General features: G+C 47.9%; 20 protein-coding genes. 3 read left to right on the forward strand and 17 right to left on the reverse strand.

The window, feature by feature from the left end:
* Positions 1–84: 84 nt before the first annotated feature.
* The 3 genes from NZ043_RS06050 to ftsE form a co-directional block, all read right to left on the reverse strand.
* Positions 85–1,365 (reverse strand): M23 family metallopeptidase, encoded by a 1,281-nt coding sequence (locus NZ043_RS06050; protein ID WP_091036424.1) that lies wholly within the window; start codon positions 1,363–1,365, stop codon positions 85–87.
* Between the two features lie 187 nt (positions 1,366–1,552).
* On the reverse strand, positions 1,553–2,470 hold the full coding sequence (gene ftsX, locus NZ043_RS06055; RefSeq protein ID WP_091036421.1) for a permease-like cell division protein FtsX: 918 nt from the start codon (positions 2,468–2,470) through the stop codon (positions 1,553–1,555).
* Positions 2,460–3,146, reverse strand: coding sequence for a cell division ATP-binding protein FtsE (ftsE, locus tag NZ043_RS06060; protein WP_024631580.1), 687 nt, complete (start codon positions 3,144–3,146; stop codon positions 2,460–2,462). Before ftsE ends, ftsX begins: the two co-directional genes overlap by 11 nt.
* A gap of 253 nt (positions 3,147–3,399) precedes the next feature.
* Between ftsE and NZ043_RS06065 the strand changes: the two genes are divergently transcribed.
* Positions 3,400–4,833 (forward strand): VanW family protein, encoded by a 1,434-nt coding sequence (locus NZ043_RS06065; RefSeq protein ID WP_339311003.1) that lies wholly within the window; start codon positions 3,400–3,402, stop codon positions 4,831–4,833.
* Positions 4,834–4,982: 149 nt separating this feature from the next.
* Here NZ043_RS06065 and NZ043_RS06070 read toward each other — a convergent pair whose 3' ends face one another.
* The 4 genes from NZ043_RS06070 to NZ043_RS06085 all read right to left on the reverse strand — a co-directional run bounded on the left by NZ043_RS06070 (position 4,983) and on the right by NZ043_RS06085 (position 8,693).
* The gene (locus NZ043_RS06070) at positions 4,983–6,536 is read right to left on the reverse strand and encodes an MDR family MFS transporter (RefSeq protein ID WP_338588675.1); all 1,554 of its coding nucleotides are present in this window, start codon (positions 6,534–6,536) and stop codon (positions 4,983–4,985) included.
* Positions 6,537–6,608: 72 nt separating this feature from the next.
* Positions 6,609–7,292, reverse strand: a complete 684-nt coding sequence (locus tag NZ043_RS06075) for a hypothetical protein (RefSeq protein ID WP_091036413.1) — start codon at positions 7,290–7,292, stop codon at positions 6,609–6,611.
* 34 nt (positions 7,293–7,326) lie between these two features.
* Positions 7,327–8,055, reverse strand: coding sequence for a polymer-forming cytoskeletal protein (locus NZ043_RS06080; RefSeq protein WP_091036410.1), 729 nt, complete (start codon positions 8,053–8,055; stop codon positions 7,327–7,329).
* A 14-nt stretch (positions 8,056–8,069) separates the two neighbouring features.
* Positions 8,070–8,693, reverse strand: a complete 624-nt coding sequence (locus NZ043_RS06085; protein ID WP_339311006.1) for a YhbD family protein — start codon at positions 8,691–8,693, stop codon at positions 8,070–8,072.
* Positions 8,694–8,966: 273 nt separating this feature from the next.
* Here NZ043_RS06085 and NZ043_RS06090 point away from each other — a divergent pair, with 273 nt between their 5' ends.
* Positions 8,967–9,755 (forward strand): alpha/beta hydrolase family protein, encoded by a 789-nt coding sequence (locus NZ043_RS06090; RefSeq protein ID WP_339311008.1) that lies wholly within the window; start codon positions 8,967–8,969, stop codon positions 9,753–9,755.
* Positions 9,756–9,952: 197 nt separating this feature from the next.
* Here the strand turns inward: NZ043_RS06090 and argH are convergent, their stop codons facing one another.
* From argH to argC, 8 genes are all read right to left on the reverse strand, one after another.
* Complete coding sequence (gene argH / locus NZ043_RS06095) at positions 9,953–11,356, reverse strand: argininosuccinate lyase (RefSeq protein WP_133386414.1); 1,404 nt, start codon at positions 11,354–11,356, stop codon at positions 9,953–9,955.
* Positions 11,357–11,462: 106 nt separating this feature from the next.
* Positions 11,463–12,698: an argininosuccinate synthase gene (locus NZ043_RS06100; protein WP_017692004.1), complete on the reverse strand. Its 1,236-nt coding sequence runs from the start codon at positions 12,696–12,698 to the stop codon at positions 11,463–11,465.
* Between the two features lie 286 nt (positions 12,699–12,984).
* Complete coding sequence (gene argF / locus NZ043_RS06105) at positions 12,985–13,950, reverse strand: ornithine carbamoyltransferase (RefSeq protein ID WP_339311010.1); 966 nt, start codon at positions 13,948–13,950, stop codon at positions 12,985–12,987.
* 186 nt (positions 13,951–14,136) lie between these two features.
* Positions 14,137–15,390 carry an aspartate aminotransferase family protein gene (locus NZ043_RS06110; RefSeq protein ID WP_339311012.1) on the reverse strand — a complete coding sequence of 418 codons (1,254 nt, stop codon included), beginning with the start codon at positions 15,388–15,390 and terminating at the stop codon, positions 14,137–14,139.
* Positions 15,391–15,749: 359 nt separating this feature from the next.
* Positions 15,750–16,589 carry an acetylglutamate kinase gene (argB, locus tag NZ043_RS06115; protein ID WP_289390477.1) on the reverse strand — a complete coding sequence of 280 codons (840 nt, stop codon included), beginning with the start codon at positions 16,587–16,589 and terminating at the stop codon, positions 15,750–15,752.
* A gap of 44 nt (positions 16,590–16,633) precedes the next feature.
* Positions 16,634–16,816: a hypothetical protein gene (locus tag NZ043_RS06120; protein WP_339311015.1), complete on the reverse strand. Its 183-nt coding sequence runs from the start codon at positions 16,814–16,816 to the stop codon at positions 16,634–16,636.
* A 93-nt stretch (positions 16,817–16,909) separates the two neighbouring features.
* Entirely contained in the window at positions 16,910–18,148 is a 1,239-nt protein-coding gene (gene argJ / locus NZ043_RS06125; protein WP_339311017.1) for a bifunctional glutamate N-acetyltransferase/amino-acid acetyltransferase ArgJ, read from the reverse strand.
* Between the two features lie 131 nt (positions 18,149–18,279).
* The gene (argC, locus tag NZ043_RS06130) at positions 18,280–19,329 is read right to left on the reverse strand and encodes an N-acetyl-gamma-glutamyl-phosphate reductase (RefSeq protein ID WP_339311019.1); all 1,050 of its coding nucleotides are present in this window, start codon (positions 19,327–19,329) and stop codon (positions 18,280–18,282) included.
* A 331-nt stretch (positions 19,330–19,660) separates the two neighbouring features.
* Here argC and cls point away from each other — a divergent pair, with 331 nt between their 5' ends.
* Positions 19,661–21,109, forward strand: coding sequence for a cardiolipin synthase (gene cls, locus NZ043_RS06135; RefSeq protein WP_289390479.1), 1,449 nt, complete (start codon positions 19,661–19,663; stop codon positions 21,107–21,109).
* A 245-nt stretch (positions 21,110–21,354) separates the two neighbouring features.
* On the opposite strand, the gene NZ043_RS06140 is transcribed toward cls, so the two are convergent.
* On the reverse strand, positions 21,355–22,263 hold the full coding sequence (locus tag NZ043_RS06140; RefSeq protein WP_339312666.1) for a YitT family protein: 909 nt from the start codon (positions 22,261–22,263) through the stop codon (positions 21,355–21,357).
* A 134-nt stretch (positions 22,264–22,397) separates the two neighbouring features.
* Positions 22,398–23,511 (reverse strand): peptide chain release factor 2 gene (prfB, locus tag NZ043_RS06145; RefSeq protein ID WP_124116498.1). Its coding sequence is split into 2 segments (ribosomal slippage): positions 22,398–23,438 and positions 23,440–23,511, totalling 1,113 coding nucleotides; the frame shifts between segments, so codons are not numbered across the junction.
* Between the last annotated feature and the right edge of the window lie 150 nt (positions 23,512–23,661).

The raw sequence follows: 23,661 nt of genomic DNA on the forward strand, positions 1-23,661 counted from the left end.
GAATCCATTCCCTGAACATGCCAGCTTATTATATGTCTAGCTTGTACGGAATATGTTTTTTCCATTCGAACAATGGAGCAATAATTACAAATAGTTCATCGGATTTACAGCGGTACCGTTATCTCTCACTTCAAAGTGCAAGTGAGGTCCAGTAGAGTTCCCTGTATTTCCTGACTCAGCAATGGTATCCCCTTTGCTTACAGTGTCTCCCTTGCTGACTTTGAATCCACCTTCGCGCAAGTGACCATATAACGTCCATAGTCCACCGCCGTGGTCCACAATAACCGTATAGCCATATCCGCTATACCATTCAGCCATGATCACGATTCCGCCAGAAGCAGCGTGAACCGAAGTTCCCTGAGGAACAGCAAAATCGACACCAGCATGCATCTTACCCACTACGCCCGTAATTGGATGGGTACGAGGACCGAATGGAGAAGAAATACGTCCTCCAGATACCGGTCTTGAGAAGATACCATTACCGGATGAATACGTGACCTCACTGCTGCTATCCGAACTCACTCTGGTTGGCGCCTTGGCTGCAGCTTTCGCCCGGGCTGCTGCCGCGGCTTTTGCTTTGGCTGCAGCTGCAGCCTGCTGTTCACGCAATTTATTTTTCTCTTGAAGAAGTGCCGAACGTTTGCTGGCAATCTGCATTAATACATCTTCCTGCTCTTGTGTCAGCTCTTCTGACTCTTCAATTTTAGCATCATATGAAGCGAGAAGCACTTGCTTTTCCGCTTCTTTTTCATTCAATTGGGACTTGCGCTGTTTCTTCTGTGCATACAGGCTCTTGGCTTCCGCATATTGCACATCCAATTCTGCCTTTTTGTCCACAACAAGTTGCTTGTCCGCTTTGTGTTCATCCAGCAGATGTTGATCCTGATCCACGATCGTTTTGAGTGAATCCGCACGAGTCAGAAAGTCAGTGAAGCTGGTAGAGGACAACAGTACATCCAGATAGGATACAGCACCGTCCGTGTACATCAGGCGTACACGTGACTCCAACAATTTTTCCCTTGCAACAATGCGTTCTTCTGCCGCTTGCAGATCTTTCTTCGTTGTACGGAGATCTTCTTCCGTGTTCTCGATCTGCAAGGATACACTGGCCAGTTCATCACTAACGACATTGATCTGTTCCATGACAACCTTCAGATAAGCGTTGGTTTTGTTCTTGTAATGCTGTGCTTCCTTTTTGTTGGAAGCCGCTTTTTTTTGCTCCTGCTTGGCAGAAGCCGCCTTGCTCTCCAGTTGCTGAATCTGTTGGTCAATATCGCTGATGCTACTCTTGGCATATCCGTCAGAAGGTTGAAGCGTCAAACTGGCCAATAACGTAAAGGCCAGCAGCGAAGCAGTTTTTTTCAAAATGATGATCCCCCATCCTATGATTTCACAAGAAAGCAACCTGCACAGGTGGTGAACAGCATGTTCTTTGCTTTCTTCAATCTTAAAGACTCCGTCTTTCCTACATATCGTCAAACAGCGTCCATTAATGAACCTGCTTTGTCATTCTTTTCGACATATTCTGCAATTCGATCGTTGAAAACAAAATTTAAACGTTGAGTGATTTCCGAATGGACAGCGTACTTCCCAAAATACCTACCAGCACACCGAGTCCGATCAACAGTGTTCCAAACAGCCCCCAGATTTCGCCCAGCGGAATCAAGTTAAGCATCTGCATGAAGACATCCTGACCAATCGTGTTCATCAACTGGCTGTATCCAACAAACAGCACACCAACCGTAATGACCGAGCCAATAAATCCAATGAGTGCACCTTCAATAAAGAAAGGCCAGCGAATAAAGGTATTGGTTGCGCCAACCAGCTTCATAATTCCGATCTCCCGGCGACGTGCCAGAATCGTTACGCGAATCGTATTCGAGATCAGGAACATGGACATTAGACCCAGTCCCCCAACAAAAATAAATCCGATGTTACGAACAAGTTTCGTAAATTTGAACAACACTTCCACCGTTTCCTTGCCGTAGTTCACTTTCATGATCGGCTTCTCCGGGTGTTTTTCGTTCAAAGCTTCAATTTTTTGCGCCACAAAAGTGACGGTTTCCGGTTCAATGACCTCAACTTCAATGGTCTCCGGCAGTGGGTTGTTGTCCACATCGAAACCGCTAAGCACGTTATCTGCACTCTCTCCAAGACGCTCACGGAACTCCTTGAGTCCTTCTTCCTTGGAAACAAAACGAATCTCACTTACTTCAGGCATCGCGCTGATTTCTTGCTCCAGTGTGTTACGCAGGTTCTCGTCCACATTCAGTTCGAGGAACGTGCTGATCTCCACCTGGCTATCAACCTGATTCGCCATCGAGTTCACATTGAGCACCAGCAACATAAACACACCAAGAATCAATAAGGACACAATGATGGACATGATGGAGGCCACAGACATCCAGCCGTTGCGGAATACGTTTTTGAATCCCTCCCGCAAATGGCGCAAGAGAGTACTAAAATTCATAACCGTATTCCCCTCTCATCTGATCCCGTACAATCTGTCCACGTTCAATGGCGATTACCCGCTTACGCATCGTATTCACGATATCTTTGTTGTGGGTTGCCATAACAATGGTTGTTCCCCGGAAATTAATTTCATCCAGCAGTTGCATAATGCCCCACGACGTCTCCGGATCGAGGTTACCTGTAGGCTCATCCGCGATAATAACCGATGGGTTATTGACGATAGCCCGTGCAATGGCAATTCGCTGCTGTTCTCCACCCGAGAGCTGTGAAGGTTCACGATTCGCCTTGCTGCGCAGTCCCACCAGATCAAGCACTTCCATCACCCGTTTCTTGATATGACGCTTCGGTGCTTCAATAACTTCCATGGCAAATGCCACATTCTCAAATGCTGTCATCCGTGGCAGCAGACGAAAATCCTGGAACACAACGCCGATGTTACGACGCACATAAGGAATCTTTCTTGGCTTCAACTTACCAATATTAAATCCGTTAATGGATATTTGTCCTTTGGTCGGAACTTCTTCTCTGTACATCAATTTCATAAATGTCGATTTACCTGCGCCGGACGGACCGACGATATAGACAAATTCATTGCGGTCGATCTTCACCGACACCCCTTGTAATGCGTGGGTCCCATTGGCGTAGGTCTTCCACACGTCCTGCATTTCTATCACATCATCACTTCCTGCTCGCATAGTTAGCCATTATCATTTCGACACAATCCCGGCATTTCCTTTAAAAAGACCTGAATTTCATCAGGAAAAATCCACTTCGTCCCTATTTCGTTGGTGAAGCATGGATTCATATGAAGTTTATTGTAACAAATTTGTTACCTATTGAGTACCCGAAAGTTTTCCTGCATTGGATCATATATATAGAAAGTGTTACAAAGTGCGGAACAACAGAAGTATAAAGGAGCGTACGGTTATGAAAAAAATACATGTGACGGTCATTGTTCTATTCTCCATCCTCTTGATCGGCTCCGCGTCTTATGGATTGCTGTATATGTACGTGAATCAACCTGCCCTGCCCAAAGATGTTCATGTTGGCGGCATGCTGGTGGAGGGGAAGAATCGCAAGAACGTATTGCATGAATTGGATGAAAAGATCCAAAAGCTGGAGGACTGGCCTGTCACCTTTGAAGTGACTGAACCCAACCCCCAGACGATGTCGTATACCGCAGCTCAGGTGGGGGTGAGTTACAACGTTAACAGCTTGGAGTCCGCAATACAGCAGCTGGAGGAAGGTAACTTGTGGGAACGCGCTTATGCACGTTATCATTTTCCGAAAGAGTTCTCTCTCGATATGACCTACAACTCAAGACCACTCCAAGAACATCTCAGCCCTGCCTGGGAAAAAGAAACCTTCGGTACACCTGCGGACGCTGTTCGCCGCATTACCACAAGTGACAAAGTCCAGTATATCCCGGAAAAGGGCGTCCGCCGGATTGATTGGGATACACTTGCAAGTCTCATTCAGACCAAGTTGCACCGAGATTTCAGTGTACTGAACCCGGATGAGAAACCCGCCCCACTGCTGATCCAGGTACCACTGTATACGCTGAAACCCGAAGTAACTCTTGATTCGCTACGCCAGGAAGGCATTGACCGAAAGATCATCCAGTTCTCCACGGGTCTGGGCAATAGTAGTGAAGGCCGGATACATAATGTCAGCGCAGCGGCGGAAGCGATTAACGGCATGATTTTGCCACCGGATGCCACATTCGATTATGAGAAGATCATCCGTAAAGCGGAGAAGGATTATGGGTTTCGTGAGGCACCGGTCATTGTCAATGGAAGACTTACCCCCGGAATTGGCGGGGGGATCTGCCAGGTATCCAGTACGGTGTATAACGCAGCGCTATTGACGGGTCTTGATATTATTGAGCGTCGCAACCATTCCCTGCCGGTCAAATATTTGCCGAAAGGATTGGATGCCACCTTTGCCTCGGGAGCCATCAATTTTCGCTTCAAGAATAATACTGGAAAGTCCTTACTCATTCATGCAGAGGTGAAGAACCACCAATTGATGGTGAAATTTTTCGGCACATTCCCGGAGAATGTCAGCTATGCCCTTGAATCTCGTACCATTGAAACATTAAGTGTTCCAGTAAAATATGTGTCCAGTACTGTACTGCCTGATGGTGCACAGCAGGTGCTGCAAGACGGACAGCCCGGATATATTGTCGAGACGGTAAGAACTAAAAGGCTGGACGGCAAAGTGGTCGAATCCAAAACGATTACACGGGACACGTACAAAGCTCAGAATCGCCTGATTGCCCGCTCCGGTCATAGCAGCCTGCCTGATCCACAAGGGCCTTCTGTGGTCGAGGACGGGATTAGCGATACAAAACAGCCTTAGGTTCCTTTTCTGAAGCCAACAAAAACAAAAAGACACACATCCCGTCCCTTTTGCAGGTACGCGAGAAGTGTGTCTTTCATGTTTTAAGCTAAGATAAGTTATTCGTTTTTATAAATTACGAGTAGCCGCTGTATCGTATGCATAACGGTTTAGTGACCGCCTGTGTATTCGCCTTGCTCTTCGCCTACAACCATCTTCTCTTTTCCCATGAAGAAGGAAGCGACCAACGCGAGTGCAGCCGGAATTACAGCCCAGGCAAATAACTGTACGATGGAAGAAGACAGGGCATGTGTGATGGTATCCAGCACCTGAGGCGGAATCGCCTGTCTGAGTTCTGGTGAGAGCAACGCATGTGGATCGGTCAGATCCACTCCCTGAGGCACGCCACCCGCTGAAGCACCGCCTGCTTCAGCAGCTGAACCAGCGAGAGCGTCGTTCATTTTACGCGTAAATACCTGGCTCTGTACGATACCAAAGATCGTAATGCCCATCGTCATGCCGAGGGACCGCAAAAAGTTAAGTGTGGAGCTTGCTGCTCCTCGTCTTTGCGGTTCAAACGCATTCATGGCTGCATTGCTGAGTACCGAGAACGAGGCACCGACACCAAGACCAACCATCACCATGTAGATACGTATCGTCCAAAGGGATGAATTCTCATCCAACGTAGTCAGCAATCCGAGTCCAATGACAAGCAAGGCCAACGTAGGGATCATGATATTGCGATACTTGATTTTGGTCATCAACACCCCGCCCAGGGACGCCGTCACCACAGACCCAAGCATCATGGGCAGCAGCACAAGACCGGAGTTGGTCGCTTTACCACCAAGTACCCCCTGTATGAAGATCGGAATGTACACGGATGCTGTAATGAACGCCGCACCACTGAACATACCAATAACGTTACTGGACCAGTAGACCCGGTTGCGGAACATGCTGAAGGAGATAATTGGTTCTTTGGCTTTGGTTTCTGCAAAAAGGAAGAGCAGCGCTAATGCTACAAATCCGGCAAACAAGCCAAGAATCTGCCAGGAACCCCATGCAAATGTTTTGCCGCCCAGTTCCAGACCAAAGATCAGGCACACAACAGCACCGATCAGCGTTACAGCACCCAGCCAGTCGATCTGTTGGGATTGATGCTGATGAGACTCCTTGTAGAAGAAGGCAATAAACACAAATGCAATCAAGCCTAGTGGCAGGTTGATGTAGAATACCCATTCCCATGTCGCATACTGGGTAATGTAAGCACCGAGCAGAGGTCCGAATACGCTGGACAGGCCAAAGACCGCTCCAAACAATCCACCCAATTTACCACGAGATTCTGGTGCAACGACATCAAACATGATCGTAAAGGCAATCGGCACCAAGGCCCCCGCACCAATACCTTGAATCGCTCTGTACATCGTCAATTCCACAATAGACGTTGCCGTTCCGCACAGCGCTGAGCCAAGCATAAACACAATAATACCAAACACAAAAAATTTCTTCCGTCCATACATATCGGATAGCTTACCAAAGATCGGCATCCCTGCCATCTCAGCCACCATGTACGCGGAGGTAACCCAGACGAACTTGTCGAGCCCACCCAGTTTCCCGACAATGTCCCCCATAGCTGTTGCCACGATGGTGTTATCCATCGAAGCCATAAGTATGCTGAGCAGTAACCCTGCCAGCACCAATCCAATACTGTTTTTACGTGCAACCATTGTACTCAATCTCTCCATTCACGCTCTATTCATATGACTGCATTAGTATATCCGAAAAGAAGTTTTCGTTAATCAGTCCAAGGACCGATTGCTTTGCAGCAAAACTTCCGATTGCGGATGAATTTGCAGAGATGAACGGTATTCCACTGTACCAATCCGGCAGCCAGGACCGATTTTTATTTTATCGCCACGGACAATCTCGGCCTCCGTATTCTCTAATTCAATGTCGTCACCTTCGATAATCTGTGCTTTAAGAATTGATTTATTCCCCGTAAACAAGTCATTCAGCCGGCCACTCTTCACCGAGATGATGGAACCGCCCATTTCCTTGACCTCTGAAGGACCCATGATTTTGAGTGTCATGTGTTCAGCGCTGAGCATCCCCGCTATCGTCAACCGTCCGTTCAGCTTGATATTTTCTGCCTGACAATCCCCTGACAGATGAAGTTCACCGACAACTTTTATATGCTCAGCTTTGGCATGCAGGCCAGATACCTGGATTCCATCCTCAACATCGTTGCTGGCCTCTCGCTCTTTCAGAGTAAGGGTGCCGGTAATTTTAATATCTGTGGATTCAAGCGATCCGTATATGACCGATGTACCCGTACATTTGAATCGATCACAAGATAGATTGTCGTTAAAGGACGCGTCCCCTACGACCTTGATCTTGCCGTACACGCCACCAGAAGAACTGCCATCACCAACGATGCTGATATCCATTTTTTTGTCCAATGAACGCCCAGGATTGTTATTCATGTCGATCCCATCCCTTTCTCTCCATATCCAAACTTTAAATTTGCTGACTGCTGCCCACCTTGGCATCCTGATCTATCTCAAGTTCACCCGAATACTCGACCAGCCTGATGTTACAGCCGCGACCGATAAAAATGTTACTCCCCCGAACAATATCAGCTTCAGTATCTTCCAGCACAATCTCATCACCCTCAATTAAGGAAGTCTTAAATGAAGGGGTCCCGCCCAGACCAATACTTTTCCAAAATCCATTCTGTTGTTCCTTGCGACGAATATCGATACGCTCTCCGCCAATCTCTTTAGCCGAAGAAGATGTATGCAGCCTGATCTCCACTGTTCCCGCATTCAGTAAGCCGCTGATCTTAATATTGCCCCGTACATTCAGGGACTCACATTGGACATCCCCTTCAATATCGATCACACCGCCTATATCAATTCGTTCCCCATCCACTCTTCCACGTACGGTACACTTTCCGTTCACTTCAAGCTCAGGGCTATGGAGATCTCCGTTAATCGTAGTTAAGCCATCCACCCGAACACGAGAACTGGTCAAAGGGCCATTCAACGTACACATGCCGTTAATCGTTACACTCTCGGAGCTCAAAGCGCCGTGCATCTTCAATGTTCCATTCACTTCCATAGAGGTGCAGTCCAGGTTGCCGTTCACCTTAGCCATGCCATCAATAGATACACGGTGAAAATTCCCGCCTGCCGTTTGACTTATGCCCGCCACATTCAGATCATTCCGCTTATTCCGCTCTTCCATAGATGATCCTCTCCTTATCCCAATTTGAGTTTTAATTCTTCCATAAATGTTCCCATCGGCTTCCTAAGAACCACCTTCACACCATTGTCAAAATAAAACTCCGTTCCTGCTGTTACCAGCATGAATGAAGGAACACCCATCTTACGAATAAGCACGAGTTCGCTGGGTTTGCCTGTAAAACGATAATAATGTTCGGACATCACTTCGATCAGCAACGCACCCTCTTGCCGAGTAATATCTCCGCTCATTAACAGCTTATCAAGGACGTAGAGCATCATAATCTGCTCCAAAGCATACAGCGATTGTTCTCGATCTGCTTCTTTCAACAGATCCAGCGAGATTTGTGAAACAATGTTCCGCTCTAATAGTAGCTGTGCAGACATCTCCACTTCACCCAACGTAGGTGAGAACACGTCTGCCAGCTCATCCAGCGATAATCCGTCTTTCATATTGAGAATCTTGTCAATGCGCAGTAAAATCTGTTGTTTGGGAAAAAAGGTCTCTTGTCCGGTGTAGGACGATTTCCGAATGAACCATTCTTCCGGAATGAGATTTTTCCGCTTCCAGCGGTACAACTGGCCGTATGAGATTCCTGTCAGGTCCAACAATTCTTTCTTGGAGATCAAATCATCCGTCATATATGGTCCCCCTTTTTATTGAAACGAGTGTAACATAACATTGTTACGTTGTAAAGTGCGTTAAAAATCGATAATCCAATTACATACTTCCATTTTAACCACTGGTGTGAAATTCTTTGTTTTCTACTGTAGATCTTGTTATTGCAATGGAAGAGTAATGCGTATAACCTGTTACATATAAACACTTTGGAGGCTTAGGCATCCGATTTCCATCCCATCGTCTCATGTCAGAACACGTGGTTAACGAACTTATGAAAGGGGTTTCTTATACTCATGGCACTTATTAAATGTGATTTTTACTCGGATACACTCGGGCTTAGCACCAGCATGCATGTCATTCTGCCGCAACAAACCCACAATCAGATCGGTATGGAGAATGTGACCGGCAAAGGACTGCACCCAACCCTATACCTGCTGCACGGTCTGTCTGATGATGATTCCATCTGGTTGCGCCGGACTTCCATCGAACGTTATGTGGCCAACCTCGGGATCGCCGTTGTTATGCCACAGGTACATCGCAGCTTCTATACGGATATGGTGGAAGGTGGAAAGTACTGGACGTTTATCAGTGAAGAACTGCCAGCACTCGCTCGCTCTTTCTTCCCATTGTCACCAAAGCGTGAGGATAACTTCGTTGCAGGTTTATCCATGGGTGGTTATGGTGCATTCAAGCTGGCCCTTCGTAAACCAGATCAATACGCTGCAGCTGCCAGTTTGTCCGGAGCACTCGATATGTCTGCACATATGGATAGAAATGCATCCTCAGCATTGCAACAGACGGAGTTACAACGGATTTTCGGACCAGAGGTGACAGGTACAGAGAACGATCTGATCCATCTGTTAAAAGAGAATCAATCTAGCGAAAGTCCTCGACCTTTGCTCTACCAATGTTGCGGAACGGAAGATTTCCTGTATGAGGATAATCAAACCTTCCGGCATGCCTGTGAACAAACGAACTTCGCATTGACATACGAGGAAGGACCTGGTGAACATGAGTGGGGCTACTGGGATGCCAAGATCCAGGATGTATTGAAATGGTTGCCTTTGCCCAAACGGGACTAGTGGAGCATTGGGAGCTACTGAGGATAAAGAAGGCTGGTACTCCGATGACTAAACAACTTTCCGTTGCTATGGAGTTGGAATGATCTACATCACATTGCTGTAAAACATAAAAAAAGCAGGCCGTTGAGAACGAAGTTCTCTGGCCTGCTTCTTTATTGTACTGTCGTATCTGTGAGATACCTATCGTAACCGTGACATTAATCGCGGTTCGTAATCCATTGCTCGGTGATCTCAAGTACCTTCTCACTGCGTCCAATCGCTTCAGCAACTTGACCCGAAGCTGTTCCGCCGTAAACATTACGAGCGTTCACAACCGCTTCCGGTTGCAGCACATCATAGATCCGGTCATCAAACAGTGGTGAGAACTGACGGAATTCATCAATCGTCAGATCCAGCAAATACTTGCTGTTCTGGATGCAGTACAACACCGTTTTACCAATCACTTCATGCGCCTGACGGAAAGGTAAGCCTTCACCCACGAGGAAGTCGGCAATATCCGTAGCGTTGGAGAAATCCTGGTTGACCGCTTGACGCATCCGATCCTTGTTCACTGTCATTGTTGCGATCATTGGAGCAAACAGTTGCAGTGCCCCCTCCAGCGTCGCTACTGTATCAAACATGCCTTCTTTGTCTTCCTGCATGTCTTTGTTGTATGCCAGTGGAAGAGATTTCAATACTGTCAGCAAACCAATCAGGTTGCCGTACACACGTCCTGTTTTACCACGAACGAGTTCAGGAACGTCCGGGTTTTTCTTCTGAGGCATAATGCTGCTGCCTGTGCAGAACGCATCGTCCAGTTCAACGAACCCAAACTCTGTGCTGCTCCACAGTACCAACTCTTCACTCAGACGGGACAAGTGAGTCATGATGAGCGAAGCTGCCGCCAGGAACTCAACGATGAAGTCACGGTCGCTTACTGCGTCCAGACTGTTCTCGTACACGCCGTCGAAGCCCAGTTGTTCCGCCACAAAATGACGGTCAATCGGGAATGTTGTACCCGCGAGCGCACCTGCGCCCAGTGGCAGGATGTTAATGCGTTTGTAGCTGTCCATCAGACGCTCAGCATCCCGTTGGAACATGGATACATACGCCATCAGGTGATGGGCGAACAGAATCGGCTGGGCCCGTTGAAGATGCGTATAACCCGGTACGATGGTATCGAGGTTATCTTTCGCTTGTCCAATCAGTGCTTCCTGCAAGGAATGCAACATACCTACAAAGCCAACCACCCGCTCGCGCAGGTATAGGTGCATATCCGTTGCAACCTGGTCGTTCCGGCTACGGCCTGTATGTAGTTTACCGCCTACAGGGCCAATCGTGTCGATCAGGTTTTTCTCAATATTCATGTGGATGTCTTCGTCCGATACGGAGAATTCTACTTCACCTGCACGGATTTTGTGCAAAACAGTGATCAGACCTTCTTTGATCGTCTCCACATCTTCTGCCGGAAGAATACCACATTTGCCCAGCATTGTTACATGGGCCAGACTGCCCTGGATATCTTCCTCAGCCAAAGCTTTGTCAAAATTGATCGATGCCGTATATTCCTCAACCAAATGATTGGTTTGTTTTGTAAAACGTCCTCCCCACAGCTTGCTCACAGTGAGTACTCCCCTTTCGCTCATGGACAAAGCCGCTCCTGCCAGATGTGCAAGAACGGCCTGCCTTGTCATTTATATTGATGTAGCTCTAGTATGCAGGTTGAAATTAGTTTTTGTTTTGCTCCACGCCGGAGTTTACTTTCAAACGCAGTGCATTCAGGCGGATAAAGCCCGTTGCATCACCTTGATCGTAGGCTTGTGTTGGATCAGCTTCCATCGTTGCGATGTCCGGATTGTAAAGGCTGACAGGACTTTTCACACCTGCGCCGATGATGTTGCCTTTGTACAGTTTCACACGAACCGTACCTGTTACGTTCTTCTGGCTTTCAGTCACCAGCGCTTGCAGCGCCAGACGTTCCGGTGCAAACCAGAAGCCGTTGTAAACGAGCGTGCTGTAACGTGTGATCAGGCTATCACGCAGGTTCATCACTTCACGGTCCATCGTGATGGATTCCATTTTGCGATGTGCGGTGAACAAGATTGTTCCACCTGGTGTTTCGTACACGCCACGGCTCTTCATACCAACAAAACGATTCTCAACCATATCTACACGGCCAATCCCATGTTTGCCACCCAGCTCGTTCAGTTGCTCCATCACTTGCAGTGGGCTCAAGCGCTCACCGTTCAGTGCAACACAGTCACCTTGTTCGAATTCCAGTTCAACATATTCCGCTTGATCTGGTGCATCTTCAGGTGCACTGCTCAGCAAGAACATGTCTTTGTTCTCGTCCGCGCTTGGATCGAACCAAGGATCTTCGAGCACACCGCTCTCATAGCTGATATGCAGCAAGTTACGGTCTGTGGAGTATGGTTTAGCTGCAGATGCGGTTACCGGAATACCATGTTTCTCAGCGTAAGCAATCATCTCGGCACGTCCCGGGAACTGGTTACGGAATTCTTCCAGACGCCAAGGTGCAATTACGTTAATGTCTGGTGTCAGCGCAGCCGCGTTCAACTCAAAGCGAACTTGGTCATTTCCTTTACCTGTAGCGCCGTGAGCGATGGCCGTAGCCCCTTCTGCACGAGCGATGTCCACCATACGTTTAGCGATCAGTGGACGAGCGATACTTGTACCAAGCAGGTATTGTCCTTCATAGAGGGCACCCGCCTGGAACATCGGATAGATGAAATCTTTTGCGAATTCATCACGCAGATCGTCGATGTATACTTTGGAAGCGCCTGTTGCCAGTGCTTTTTCCTCCAAACCGTCCAATTCATCCTTTTGTCCAATATCCGCTGTGAATGCAATAATCTCAGCATCATACGTTTCTTTCAACCATTTCAAAATTACAGATGTGTCCAACCCGCCTGAATACGCGAGTACAATTTTTTCCTTAGCCATGTTCGATGGTCCTCCCCAAGATCAGTTAAGTTAAACAGAGCCTTCATACACTGAATCCTACGAGCCAGAAAACCCTTCCGATCACTGTTATCCCCAGATTTTTTCATTCCTTTATGATAAAGGGTAAAATCCGGGGATAAAGGCGACCGCTTCGCTTCTTCAGGCTTTTTCTGTCTCTCCGTTTTTGTGTATGCTTCTTGTTTAATTAACTTTTTAAAGTACATTATAGATGAATCTATCATCGCGAAATCTGCGCCTAAAATCAACCCGTTCAATGAAATAGCAGCTATTCGCTCATTAACGCAGCCATTAAGGCTTTCTGTGCATGCAAGCGATTCTCCGCCTGATCAAAGATCAGGGAGTTCGGTCCGTCAATTACACCGGCACTCACTTCTTCGCCGCGGTGTGCTGGCAGACAATGCAAGAACATGTAGTCCGGCTTCGCGCCTTTCATCAGTTCCTCGTCCACTTGATATGCCGCAAATGCCTGCTCCCGAATCTTCTGTTCTTCTTCAAAGCCCATGCTTGCCCATACATCCGTGTACACGATATCTGCATCTTTCGCAGCTTCCTGTGCACTGTAGGTTACAATCACTTCAGAACCGCTCTCCTGTGCGATAATACGTGCCTGCTCCACAACTGCGCTATCCGGCTCATAGCCTTCTGGCGTTGCTACAGCAACATGCATACCCATCTTCGCTGCTCCGAGCATCAGGGAGTGTGCCATGTTGTTGCCATCTCCGATGTAAGCCATTTTCAGACCTGCCAGCTTACCTTTGTGCTCCAGCACCGTTTGGAAGTCTGCCAGTACCTGACAAGGATGCGCTGCATCGCTCAGTCCGTTAATGACCGGCACATCCGCATGCTCTGCCAGTTCAGTTACATTATGGTGTCCAAAGGTACGGATCATGATGCCGTCCAGGTAACGGGACAATACTTTGGCTGTATCATGTGTTGTTTCCCCGCGCCCCAGTTGGATATCATTTTTGCTCAGGAAGAGTGCGTGTCCGCCCAATTGGAACATGCCCACTTCAAAGGATACACGCGTACGTGTAGATGATTTTTCAAAAATAAGTCCGATCGTTTTACCTTTCAACGGTTGAAAAGGTACACCGCTTTTTTGCTTGCCTTTAATCTCGATCGCGAGATCAAGCAGATAACGAATCTCCTCTGCCGTGTAGTCCGTGAATTCGATAAAATCCCGGCCTCTCAGATCAATCTTCTGAACCTTTTCCGTCTGTTGTGCTGTCATGTATAATGTCCTCCTTATTTCCGGTTCCCTGCACCCGCATGGGCAGAAGAGAGCACCGTTAACATCGTGTTTGGTGCTTCTCAAGTTCATCTTCCGCAAGTTCACCGCGCGGCTACAGGGATTCATCATCTCGTTCTGCTTCGAGGCCGGTAATGGCCCCGAGACAGAAAGGTTCTCATTTTTATATTAGGCTTTCGCCGCTACGTGCTCTTCGATCAATGTGGCTACCAGGGATACCGCCTCGTCGATCTCTTCTTTGCTCACATACAGGTTCGGAAGCAAACGAATCACATTTGGTCCTGCAGAGACGAACAAGATACCACGTTTTTGCCCAGCAAGCACAATATCACCTACCGGCTCAGCACATTCAATACCGACCAACAATCCCAAGCCACGTACTTCCTTCACAAAGGAATTGCCCGCCAAACGATTCCGCAGGGAGCTCATCAGGTATTCACCCATCTCCGCTGCACGCTCTGGCAAACGATCTTCCAGCATCGTTTCGATTGTTGCAATCACAACGGATGAAGCAAGCGGTGTTCCACCAAATGTTGTCGCATGGCTACCTGGTGTGAACGCATCCCGCAGGAAACCTTTACCCAGCATCGCGCCTACAGGGAAACCACTACCGATACCTTTAGCAACGGTGAACACGTCTGGCTCAATGCCATAATGTTCGTGCGCGAACAGTCTACCCGTACGTCCCATTCCTGTTTGTACTTCATCGACAATCAGAAGCAACCCATGCTCGTCACACAATCTCCGTACATGTTTGACGAATTCCGGTTCGACCGGATATACACCACCCTCGGCTTGAACCATTTCCAGCATAATAGCTGCAGTATTGGGTCCAATTGCCGCTTCCAGTGCGGGAATATCATGCAAAGGTACGGTTACAAATCCGGCTGGCAATGGCAAAAATCCTTCTTTCACCTTATCCTGTCCGGTTGCTGTCAGTGTTGCAAGCGTCCGTCCATGGAAGGATTGGGCAAATGTAATCACTTCATAGCGATCTGTGCCTTTCACCTGCTGGTGATAACGACGGGCTACCTTAATAGCCGCTTCGTTCGCTTCGGCACCACTGTTACAGAAGAACACTGCATCAGCGCATGTATTGGCTGTCAGCAATGCTGCTGCCTTCTCCTGGCCTGGAATCTGGAACAGGTTGGACACATGCCACAGCTCATCAATCTGAGCTTTCAGCTTGGCTCCAACTTTCTCCGGTGCATGGCCCAGGCTAGTTACAGCGAGGCCACACATGAAATCAAGATAACGGTTGCCCTGGTCGTCCCACAACCAGCTGCCTTTACCTTTAACCAGACTGATTGGATAACGCGCATACGTTTGGAAAAGCGAGCTTTCCGTCTGTGCTGCTGCACCTGTTGCTGTTGCGCCCGCTACCGCTGTGCCAGAACCTGGCTGTTCGTTGCCTTTTGCCATGACCATATCACTCCTTATTGGTTGGTGCACGCCTAAGGTGAATAAACATAACACTAGACACCACTTCGATTGCAGTCCATCTTCCGAACGTATGCATACTTCCACTTCGATGACAGAACAACCTTCTGATCGCTGTTATCCCCGGATTTCTTTGATTATTTGTTCACAGGGGGAAATCCGGGGATAAAGGCGCACGCTTCGCTTCTTCAGGTTATTTCTGTCCTCTCCGTTCTTGCGTCTTTTCTTCAGATTGGCTCTGCACTCTTCCGTCATCGCGTTATGCCCAGATTCACAAAAAAATCGTGCACATATTTTTTTATATAATATACGGCTATTAAGACCCTAGCGTATCGAGCAAATTATTGCATACGGATGATTCTTGTTCCGATAATTTCTCCGCCGAGCACACGGCTTAGGATCTGGGGTTCGCTACCGTCAACGATGATAACCTCACGCACTTGACCATGGATACATGCGATTGCTGCACGCACTTTGGGAATCATGCCGCCATAGATTTCTCCGGTCTGGATCATGTCTTCAATCTCTTGTACAGATACGGATGGCAATACTTTTTTCTCGCCGCCTACGTTCTTCATGATGCCAGGAACGTCAGTCACGACAATCATCCGACTCACGCCGAGATGAGACGCCACTGCTCCCGCAGCTGTATCCGCGTTAATGTTGTAGCGTTGTCCGGTTGCATCCACACCAACTGGCGCGATAACCGGCATGTAACCCATGTTCACGATACCTTGGATAATCTCTGCATTCACACCAGTGACATCGCCTACCCAACCGATCTCTGCGTGGTTTGTAACAGGTTTAGCCTGAATCAGGCCACCGTCCACGCCAGACAAGCCTAGTGCACGACCACCAACACGTTGAATCAAACGCACGATCTGTTTGTTGATACTTCCAGCGAGTACCATCTCCACTACGTCCAGCACAGGTTCAGTCGTTTTGCGCAGGCCATTAACGAATTCGGTTTCGATACCAAGCTTCGCCAGGTTATCCGAGATCGCAGGACCTCCGCCATGCACGATGACTGGCTGTGTACCCTGAGACTGCAAATCACGCAGATCCGCAAAGAAAGACTCCGGCAATGCCGCCAGCGTGCTGCCTCCACATTTCATGACAAACATCTGTTTCTCTGTGCTCGCTTCCGTTGCGGTACTCTTGTTTGGCATTGTTGAATTCATGAGGGCAAGCTCCTTTCGTCCAAATATTCTAAAAGGCTTAACACTTAATTGATGCGATATTCGTTGGCTGACCGTTCCGAATCCAGATCGTTCTTTTGATCGCTGTTGTCTCCAGGTTTTTTGATTCCCTTTTTAAAGGGGAAACCCGGAGACAAAGGCGAACGCTTCGCTTCTACAGAATCGATTCCGTCTCCTCCACTGCCTTCGCCAGTTATCTCAAAGACCAAATAAAGTTCAATCCTTATAGATTTTCTATATATTTACGAAACAGCTTCTCATAGGGAAGCTGTTAGCTTCAATAGAATAAATGCTAAGTCTTATTACGTGCGGTATGCGGCGTTAATTCGGACGTAGTCATACGTCAGGTCGCAGCCCCATGCTGTTGCAGTACCTTCGCCGTGGTGCAGATCTACCACAATGCGAACTGTATCGGTCTGCAAATAAGCCAATGCCAATTCTTCGTCAAACACGACTGGGCGGGACTGCGCGAGTACCGAGATATCTCCCAAACGGATATCTACTTTATTCGGGTTTACTGGCTGTCCTGCACGCCCTACGGCTGCAATAATCCGTCCCCAGTTGGCATCTGCGCCGAACATGGCGGATTTCACCAGACTGGACCCGATGACAGTTTTCGCGATTGCTTGCGCGGATTCATCACTTACCGCACCTGTAACTTCTACCTCGACCAGTTTGGTTGCTCCTTCACCATCGCGAGCAATGGCTTTGGCCAGCACTTGGCATACATAGGTGAAGCCTGTTGCAAAAGCGTCCCAATCCGGGTGCTCTGTGGTCAGCTCTTCATTGCCTGCATATCCACTGGACATAGCTACCAGCATGTCGTTTGTACTCGTATCTCCATCGACTGTAATCATGTTGAATGTATGATTCGTTGCCTGGCGCAGCAGGCGCTGCAACGCTTCTGCACCAATGACCGCGTCAGAGGTCATAAAAGCGAGCATTGTCGCCATATTCGGATGAATCATACCCGAGCCTTTGGCGGCTCCCGCAATCGTAACCGTCTTACCGTTAACCATAACGGAGACGCAGGCTTCCTTTTTCACCAAATCCGTTGTCAGAATCGCTTGTGAAAATTGTTCCGCCTCATTCGACTCCTTGCCCATATGCGCTGGAAGGCCGGTGATGCCTGAATGCACAGCATCCATTTTGAGCAATTCCCCAATGACACCTGTGGATGCCACAGCCACGTCCTCTTCTGCCACACCCAGCTCCCGCGCAGCTGCCGAGCGCATCGCATAAGCATCTTCTTCACCTTGTTGCCCTGTACATGCATTGGCGTTACCACTATTGACGATAACAGCTTGCAGGCGTCCATTGCTCAAGCTTTCGCGCGTTACTTTGAGTGGTGCGGCCTGAAATACGTTCGTTGTGTATACAGCAGCAGCTGTAGCAGGTACATCACATCGGATCGCTCCGATGTCATTGCGAGATGTCTTTTTCAATCCACAGTGAAGTCCACCAGCAGTGAATCCCCCAGGGGTTACAATTGTTCCGTTCTCAACCACGGTAAAAGTCTGTTGCTCCACATTCGTTCCCATATCATATCCCCCGTATGCGTTCAGCTATATGCCGATGATCCGCCTGCTTAACCTGATCCGTTCTCCCTAGAAGACTCTGAGAGAGCACTTTTACACCGAATGTTCTAGTGCTCCTCTTGAATTCCAATCCCTTATGGATATACCGGTGTCATGTTCAGCCCGAGGTTCTCCTCCCATCCCATCATCAGGTTCATATTTTGAATCGCTTGCCCGGAAGCACCCTTCACCAGGTTGTCGATGACCGAAATAATCGTCAAACGCCCTGTGCGAGGATCCACCGCAAATCCGATATCACAATAGTTGGATCCGTACACTTCTTTGGTCGAAGGCCAGATACCCGGTTCACGTACACGTACAAAAGGTCTGTTCTCATAATATTTGCGGTACAAATCTACGATCTCCCGGTCGCTGTGTTCCCCAATGAGTTTTGCATACATCGTACTCATGATTCCACGTGTCATTGGCACCAGTTGTGTTGTAAAGGTAACCGTAACAGCCGTTCCTGTTATATCACCAAGCACTTGTTCAATCTCGGGAATATGTTGGTGTTTGTTCAGTTTATAGGCTTTGAAATTTTCATTCATCTCTGCATAATGGTTGGTCAGACTTGTTCCGCGTCCCGCTCCGGATACGCCTGATTTGGCATCAATAATAATAGTAGAAGGATCAATCCAGCCTGCCTCTACTGCAGGGATCAGTCCAAGAAGTGTAGCCGTTGGATAACAGCCTGGGTTGGATATAAAATTCTGTCCCTTCACCTTTTCACCGTACACCTCAGCCATGCCGTAAACAGCTTGTTCCAGCAAATCAGCTGGAGGAGCCGGATGTTTGTACCACTCTTCGTACACCGTTCCATCTTTGAGTCTGAAATCCCCAGAAAGGTCAATGACCTTAAGCCCTGCTGCCAGCAGGCTTGGTACGAGCTTTGCACTTACGCCGGACGGGGTCGCTGTGAATACCAGATCCGCACGACTCGCAATCTCAGCCGGATCTACACCGTCGAGTGGCCTGTGAATCACGTCCGTCAAATGCGGAAATCCATCTGCGATGGACTCACCACTGCTCGATGATGAGATCACCGATGTGATTTCAACCTGCGGATGGTTCTGGAAAAAACGAATCAGTTCCACCCCGCCGTAGCCGGTGGAACCGACGATTGCTACTTTTAATTTGTTATTCACTCTCGCTCCCCCAATCTCGATGTATGCGCTACTTGTGCTATGCCCTTGCATGAATGAGGCCCGAACACAGCAATTCCGTCGCTTATATGCATATTTGTGTATTATTATACGACTCTGGTTATATAAATACAACACTCTATCATCAATTTCACATGGATTTCCATCCAATCCGAACATATCTTTATTTAACATCCGGGACGAATAGGTATACTTCTGTTAAAATACGTATTAGTAGGAAACATTACAATCAGGGTCTCATTCATAACTAACCTGCTAGTCAAGGACATATGAATAGATTCATGATGGTCATTATGAGACGTGGGGGACTATAGTGCATATCGAATCCATTTTACTTATTGTGCTCCTGGGCCTGAATATTATTTTTGCGGCAGCAGTCGTTTTCTTCGAACGGAAGGATGCCAGCGCTTCCTGGGCTTGGCTGCTCGTCTTGAACTTTATTCCGGTGTTTGGGTTTGTACTTTATCTTTTAACCGGTCAGAACCTGACCCGATACCGGCTTTTCCAGTGGAAGGAACGTAAGAAGCTCGGGCTAGAGGAACGTATTGAAGCCCAGCTCACGCAGTTGCACGATAACCGCACCCCTTTCCGCAACCAAGCAACCGAGAGTAGCCAGGACATGATTTATATGAACCTGAAGCAGAACGGTGCTCTGTTAACGGAGGATAATGCGGTTGAGATCATTACGGACGGAACAGACAAGTTCCAACGGCTCTTGGACGACATCGAAGCGGCTCAGGATCACGTGCACGTACAATACTACATTTATAGAGGCGACCGTCTGGGCAAAAGAATTCGGGATGCACTTATCCGCAAAGCGCGGGAAGGCATCAAAGTTCGTTTGCTGTATGACGCGCTCGGATCACGGCGGGTTTCGAAACGCTTTTTCAAAGAATTGCGCGAAGCAGGCGGTTTGGTTGAAGTCTTTTTCCCCTCCAAATTCAGTCTGATCAACTTGCGTATGAACTACCGGAACCACCGGAAGATTGTCATCATTGATGGTAACCTTGGGTACACGGGCGGGTTTAATGTGGGAGATGAGTATCTCGGCTTGAACTCGAAATTCGGTTACTGGCGTGACACACATCTGCGTATTCAGGGGAATGCCGTTCATGCGCTGCAGACCCGGTTCCTCCTGGATTGGAATGAAGCTTCCAAGCAACACGACACGCCTTACGTTCCGGCGCATTTCCCACATATCGAGGGTACAGGAAAGATTGCCATGCAGATTGTCTCTAGTGGACCGGATGCAGAGACCGAGCATATCAAGAACAGTTATCTCAAGATGATTAATGGTGCCAAACATTCGATTCTGATTCAAACACCTTATTTTATCCCGGATGCCAGTGTATTCGAAGCTATTCGTCTCGCGTGTCTGTCCGGCATAGATGTTCGCATCATGATTCCAAATAAACCCGACCATGCCTTTGTATATTGGGCTACGTTATCTTATATTGGTGAGTTGTTGAAGGTCGGCGCCAAAGTATTTATATATGATAATGGCTTCATTCATGCCAAAACACTTATCATTGACAGTTTGGTTGCATCCGTGGGAACTGCCAATATTGACTACCGCAGTTTCCGGTTAAACTTTGAGGTTAATGCCTTTATGTATGATGAAACGATTGCGACAGCACTTGTACAAACCTTTGAGCACGACCTGCATGTATCGCGTGAGATGACGCTCGATGAATACCAGAAACGCAGTCTGATTATCCGCTTCAAAGAAGCCATTTCCCGTCTGTTATCTCCGATTCTGTAGTGGTGGCACTCCGATGACAGAATCGCTTTCCGAAGTAGCTTTCTTTCAGAAAGCTTTTAGGCGAACGTTCCACTTCTTCAGGATATTTCTGTCCTCTCCGTTATGTGAAATGTTAAGTTAAACTTTTAATAAGAGAAAAGCAGGTACTCCCTCTCCGTTATCTTAGAGAAGGATATACCTGCTTTTTTTGATACAGTCATATCTTATTAAACCTACACGGCTTACTCGCTATTTTTCACACCCGTTCACACATGTTCTCCCCGCTTAAAACCTTCGCCGAGCACTTCGTGCGCGTTACTGATAATGACAAAAGCTCCCGGGTCCACAGACCGGATCAACGCTTTGAGTCTTGGCACCTCATTTTGCCCAACGACTACCATCAGTACTGTTCGCTGATCGTCGGTGTAACCGCCTTTGGCCTCCAGCTTTGTTAATCCGCGATCCAGGTCATCCAGAATCACTTTGCTAATCGCTTCTGTCTGGTTGGAGATAATATAAGCCACCTTGGAGAAGCCCAGTCCCATCTCAACCGCATCGATCACTTTACCGGTAACATACAACCCAATCAGCGCATAGAGGGATTGCTCCAAGGACAACACAAATGCAGCCATAATAATAACCGTAGCATCCATAATTACGACACACAGAGAATAACTGAGTCCGCTGTATTTCTGTACAATTCTGGCAAGAATGCTCATGCCACCTGTTGATCCTCTACCTCGATATACAATGCCAATCCCCAGACCCACTCCAATTCCACCATACAGTGAACCCAGAAGCGGATTCGTTGTTGGAATGGCCCAATCCTTCGTCAGATAGACTAACAATGGCAGGACAATACTGCCCAATACGGAGCGAACCCCGTACTGTTTGCCAATGAGCAGGAAACCGGCGATCAGGAGTGGAATGTTAATTGCCCATTGGGTGTATGCAGGCTCCAGATTGAGCCACTCTTTGCCCAAGATCGATAACCCGGACACCCCACCCGAAGCGATCTGATTCGGTAATAGGAATAAATTAAAGGCCACTGCGATTAAAAATGAACCTACAATGATGGATAACGTATCCACGACGTTTCTCCAAGGCCCGTTTAGGGGGATGAGGCTGGTTAACCTCTTTTTGCGGTTATTATGAAATTGTGATCGTTGTTGCATGTTCTCGTGCTCTCCTTTGTTGTGACTGATCAATTGTTCGCTCATTTTTTCTATATCCTATAAAATTATTCAAAAAAAAGCCCCTGTATACACCAGCATACGCCTACACGCATGGGTCCATACAGGAACTTATATTAATCGGTTTCTACTTTAATCTGGCTACGCAAATAACCATCGATGAATGCATCGAGGTCGCCGTCCATTACTGCCCCTGTATTTCCAGTCTCTACGCTTGTACGGTGATCCTTTACCATACTATAGGGATGGAACACATAGGAGCGAATCTGGCTACCCCATGAAATATCCGACTGATCCCCTCGGATTTCATCCAGCTGTTGTTTTTGCTCTTCAATTTTACGCTCATACAATTTCGAACGGAGCATCGTCATCGCTCGCTCACGGTTCTTGATCTGTGAACGTTCATTCTGACACGTTACAACTACACCTGTTGGAAGGTGAGTAATCCGTACGGCCGAGTCGGTGGTATTGATATGTTGTCCACCCGCGCCACTTGCCCGGTACGTATCGATCTTGAGGTCCTCTGTACGGATGTCCAGTTCAATCGTATCATCAATCTCCGGTACCACATCACAGGATACGAATGACGTATGTCTACGGCCCGATGAGTCAAAAGGAGAGATCCGCACCAGTCGGTGTACACCCTTCTCGGCTTTCAGATAACCATAAGCGTTATGTCCCTTGATCGACAACGTAACACTCTTGATCCCAGCCTCATCACCTGGCAGATAATCCAGTACCTCAACCTTGAAGCCACGCTTCTCGGACCAACGTGTGTACATCCGGAGTAGCATCTGTCCCCAATCTTGGGACTCGGTGCCACCCGCACCCGGGTGAAGCTCCAGAATCGCATTCATCTTGTCATATGGTTGATTCAGCAGAAGCTGAAGTTCGAACTCTGCGACTTTGTTCACAATCGCTGTAATACTGTTACCAATCTCGGTAGCGAGGTCTTCATCGCCTTCTTCATCCGCCAGCTCTATCATCATCACTGCATCATCATAATCCTGTTGGAGTTTGGTGTATTGATCCACAGATCCCTTCACCGCGTTTAGCTCAGCGATTACGGATTGCGCCTTGTCACTATCATCCCAGAAATCCGGGGCGGACATCTTCACTTCGAAGTTGCCGATCATCTCTTGCTTCAGATCTAAGTCAAAGAGACCCCCTAAGGTTTGTTAGTTTCTTGCCTATTTCACGCAGGTCATGCTTCACGTTTGGATCGATCATGTGCAATTCCTCTTTTCATTAAGATAAGCTCCCCGCATCCAGGGTATTCCTCCAGATCAAGTATGCGATGCGTCACCCTGTTGTTGAGACAACTGTTGTATCAGTATATCTCTTCTCCATGATCATGGTCATATTATTATAACTATGCAC

Source organism: Paenibacillus sp. FSL k6-2145 (genome assembly GCF_037976585.1).
Taxonomy (GTDB): domain Bacteria; phylum Bacillota; class Bacilli; order Paenibacillales; family Paenibacillaceae; genus Paenibacillus.